Consider the following 4,061-nt stretch of genomic DNA (forward strand, 5'->3'; position numbering starts at 1 on the left):
GCATGCCGCGTGCGGCGTCGCGGTGGCGTTGCGCCGGCGCATGGCCGGTGCCGCTGCGATCGCCACTGCCGGCGCGAGCTGGCGACGCGGTCGACAGGACCGTGTCGCCTGCCGCGGCGGCCGGCACCGGCGAGACCAGCGTTGTCCCCGCCACGACCGCGCCGATCGCTGCAACGAAGCCTGCCCCGCGCCGCCGTTCCATGGTCAGATCCGCTCGAAGATCGCGGCGATGCCCTGGCCGCCGCCGATGCACATCGTCACCAGTGCATAGCGGCCCTGCACCCGCTGCAGTTCGTACAGCGCCTTGACCGTGATCAGCGCGCCGGTCGCGCCGATCGGATGCCCCAGCGAGATGCCCGAACCGTTCGGATTGACCTTCAGCGGGTCCAGGCCGAGGGCCTTGTTGACCGCGCAGGCCTGCGCGGCGAAGGCCTCGTTGGCCTCGATCACGTCCAGATCGGCGACCGACAGGCCGGCGCGCTCGAGCGCCTTGCGTGTGGCCGGCACCGGGCCGATGCCCATGGTCTTCGGGTCGACGCCGGCATGGCCGTACGACACCAGCCGCGCCAGCGGCTTCAGGCCGCGCCGCTCGGCGACGCTGCGCTCCATCAGCACGACCGCTGCGGCGCCGTCGTTCAGGCCCGACGCATTGCCGGCCGTCACGGTGCCGTTCTCCTTGACGAAGACCGGCTTGAGCTTGGACATGTCCTCGGCCTTGGCGTCGTGGCGCACATGCTCGTCGGTATCGAACACGACGTCGCCCTTGCGCGACTTCAGCGTGACGGGAAGGATCTGGTCCTTGAAGCGCCCTTCGCGGATCGCGGCCGACGCGCGGCGATGCGATTCCAGCGCGGCCTCGTCCTGCTGCGCGCGGCTGATGTCGTATTCGCGCGCGACGTTCTCGGCGGTCACGCCCATGTGGATCGAATGGAAGGGGTCGTGCAGCGCGCCCAGCATCATGTCGAGTAGCTTGGCGTCGCCCATGCGCGCGCCCCAGCGGGCAGCGGGCGCCAGATACGGCGCGCGGCTCATGCTTTCGGCGCCGCCGCCGATGGCGACATCGGCATCGCCCAGCATCACGGTCTGCGCCGCGCTGACGATGGCCTGCAGGCCCGAGCCGCACAGCCGGTTGACCGTCAGGGCCGGCGCGTCGATCGATACACCGCCGTCCACCGCCGCCACGCGCGCCAGATACATGTCGCGCGGCTCGGTCTGAATCACGTTGCCGAACACCACGTGGCCGACCTCGTCGCCCTGTACGCTCGCGCGGGCCAACGCCTCGCGCACCACCATCGCGCCGAGCTCGGTCGGCGACAGGTCCTTGAGGCTGCCGCCGAAGGTTCCGATCGGGGTCCGTACGCCGCTGACCACCACCACTTCACGGGTCATGTCTGTCTCCATTGGGTAATGTTGCACCGCAAAGTATAGCCCTGCGGTCCATTTTCCGAACGATCGTACTTTTACCTAATGTCGGTGGCGATCGGTGCGGCGGCCGGTACGGGTCGGCGGGCCGGCAGGGTTACACCACCGCCTCGCCCCACAGATCGTGGCCATCGGCGCCGGTGATGCGGACCGAGACGAACTCGCCGGTCTTGTAGCGCTGGTACGGCTTCGCGGGCGGATCGATATAGACCAGGCCGTCGATCTCGGGCGCATCGGCGGCCGAGCGGCCGATGCCGCCGTCCTGGTTGACCTCGTCGACCAGCACGCGCAGCGTCTGGCCGACCTTGCGCTGCAGGCGGCGGGCCGAGACCTCCTCGGCGACTTCCATGAAGCGCGCGCGGCGCTCCTCGCGGACCTCGTCCGGCAGCGCGCCGGGCAGGTCGTTGGCGGTGGCGCCCTCGACCGGCGAATAGGCAAAGCAGCCCACGCGATCCAGCTCGGCCTCGGCGATGAAGTCGAGCAGCGTCTGGAACTCGGCCTCGGTCTCGCCCGGGAAGCCGGCGATGAAGGTGCTGCGAATGGTCAGGTCCGGGCAGATCTCGCGCCAGGCGCGGATCCGCTCCATGGTCTTCTCGGCGTTCGCCGGCCGTTTCATCCGCTTGAGCACATCCGGATGCGCGTGCTGCAGCGGCACGTCCAGATACGGCAGCACATGGCCGTCGTTCATCAGCGGGATGATTTCGTCGACATGCGGATACGGATAGACGTAGTGCAGCCGCACCCAGGCACCGTACTCGCGCGCCAGTTCGCCCAGCGCGCCGACCAGTTCGGTCATCCGCGTCTTCAGCGGACGGCCGTTCCAGAAGCCGGTACGGTACTTGACGTCGACGCCGTAGGCACTGGTGTCCTGCGAAATGACCAGCAGTTCCTTGACGCCGGACTTGAACAGGTTCTCTGCCTCCAGCATCACCTCGGCGACCGGACGAGACACCAGGTCGCCGCGCATCGAGGGGATGATGCAGAACGAGCAGCGGTGATTGCAGCCCTCGGAAATCTTCAGGTAGGCGTAGTGCTTGGGCGTCAGCTTGATGCCGGCGGGCGGCACCAGATCGACGAAGGGGTCGTGCGGCTTGGGCAGGTGCGTGTGCACCGCCTGCATGACCTCACCCAGCGCATGGGGGCCGGTGACGGCCAGTACCTTCGGATGCACGCTGGTGACGATATCGTTGCCACCGGCGTCCTTCTTGGCGCCAAGGCAACCGGTGACGATGACCTTGCCGTTCTCGGTCAGCGCCTCGCCGATCGCGTCCAGGCTCTCCTGCACCGCCTCGTCGATAAAGCCGCAGGTATTGACGACCACCAGATCGGCACCGTCATAGGTGCCGCTAATGGCATAACCCTCGGCACGCAGCTGGGTGATGATCTGTTCGGAATCGACGAGGGCCTTGGGGCAACCGAGTGATACAAAGCCCACCTTCGGCGTGGTGGCGGCCGCGCCAGTGACGGCGCCGGCGGGAGACGAGGACGGAGAGGACGACTGAGACGACATGGATTTCGCGGTGTGGGGGGCCGCGCCTTCTGCTGGCGCGCGCGGTCTTGGGCCGCGACCTGCCATCCCGAAGACGGCCGTGGCGGCGGAACGACCGCGATTCTACCCCGAGACCACCGCGTCGGCAGGCGGGCGCTCTGGCCCGCCGCGAGTGCAGTTCAACGACAGGCGGCGTTCAGCCCTGGCCGGTCTTCTTGTTGTTGTCCGGCTGGTTGAACGGGAAATTGCCGAACATGTTCTTGGCCTGGTTCTGCATCTGCTCCTGCATCTGCACGAACAGGTTCTTGCTCTGCTCGATGTAGTTGCTCATCATGCCCTGCATCATCGGTGCCTGCATGTTCATGAATTGCGACCACATGTCCGGGCTGAAGGCTTCGCCCGAATACAGGCCCTTCGAGTTCTCGGCCAGCTTGTTCTGGATGTCGATGAAGGCCTGGATGTTCTTCTCCAGGTAGGTGCCCATCATGCCCTGCATCGCGTGGCCGTAGAAACGGATGATCTGCGACAGCATCGCGCTGGAGAACATCGGCACGCCACCGGTTTCTTCCTCGAGGATGATTTGCAGCAGGATGCTGCGGGTCAGTTCGTCGCCCGACTTGGCGTCGACGACCTTGAACTCCTCGTTGTCCATCACGAGCTGCTTGACATCGGCCAGGGTGATATAGGTGCTGGTCTGCGTGTCGTAGAGCCGGCGATTGGGATATTTCTTGATCAGTCGCTCTGCGCCTTTCTTGGTGGTGGCCATCGGTGCTCTATCCTTTTGTAGTCCGCTGCCGGTGCGCTGACGCCGCGGCCCGTGCTCGTGCGGCACGGTCGATCGGTTCGCTGTTGCACCGCATGCCGTGCGGTGCGCAATCCGGCAACGCTTGCGGCGCGGGGCCGATCCGCCGGCCAAGGCGCGATCCGCGTCGTATTTCTCGATGTCCCAAATTGGTGCCGGCGGCGTTGATGCCCTGATTCTATGCTTAACAAGGCACTGTGAAAAGGCGCGGGCGCTAAGGAAAACCCGCAAGCAAACGCGCGAAATCGCCGGGTAAAAGCGGGAAAAACGAAGTATCGGCGCGCGACGCGAGCAGGCGCCGGCACCGTGCTGCGGCGCGTCCAACGCAGCGCAGCACCGCCCGGCGCC

Annotated in this window: 4 protein-coding genes; all 4 read right to left on the minus strand. The window is 66.6% G+C overall.

Annotation, left to right across the window (positions count from 1 at the left end; genetic code table 11):
- Positions 1-202: hypothetical protein (locus tag B551_RS26885; RefSeq protein WP_043439902.1), on the minus strand; the 202-nt coding region annotated here is incomplete at its 3' end.
- Positions 203-204: 2 nt separating this feature from the next.
- The gene (gene bktB / locus B551_RS14810; protein WP_023264414.1) at positions 205-1,389 is read right to left on the minus strand and encodes a beta-ketothiolase BktB; all 1,185 of its coding nucleotides are present in this window, start codon (positions 1,387-1,389) and stop codon (positions 205-207) included.
- Positions 1,390-1,519: 130 nt separating this feature from the next.
- Positions 1,520-2,932: a 30S ribosomal protein S12 methylthiotransferase RimO gene (gene rimO, locus B551_RS14815; protein ID WP_023264415.1), complete on the minus strand. Its 1,413-nt coding sequence runs from the start codon at positions 2,930-2,932 to the stop codon at positions 1,520-1,522.
- A 175-nt stretch (positions 2,933-3,107) separates the two neighbouring features.
- A complete protein-coding gene (gene phaR, locus B551_RS14820; RefSeq protein WP_023264416.1) occupies positions 3,108-3,677 on the minus strand; it encodes a polyhydroxyalkanoate synthesis repressor PhaR in 570 nt (189 codons plus the stop codon).
- Positions 3,678-4,061 lie beyond the last annotated feature (384 nt).

The sequence above is a fragment of the Cupriavidus sp. HPC(L) genome (genome assembly GCF_000307735.3).
In the GTDB taxonomy this organism is placed as follows: domain Bacteria; phylum Pseudomonadota; class Gammaproteobacteria; order Burkholderiales; family Burkholderiaceae; genus Cupriavidus.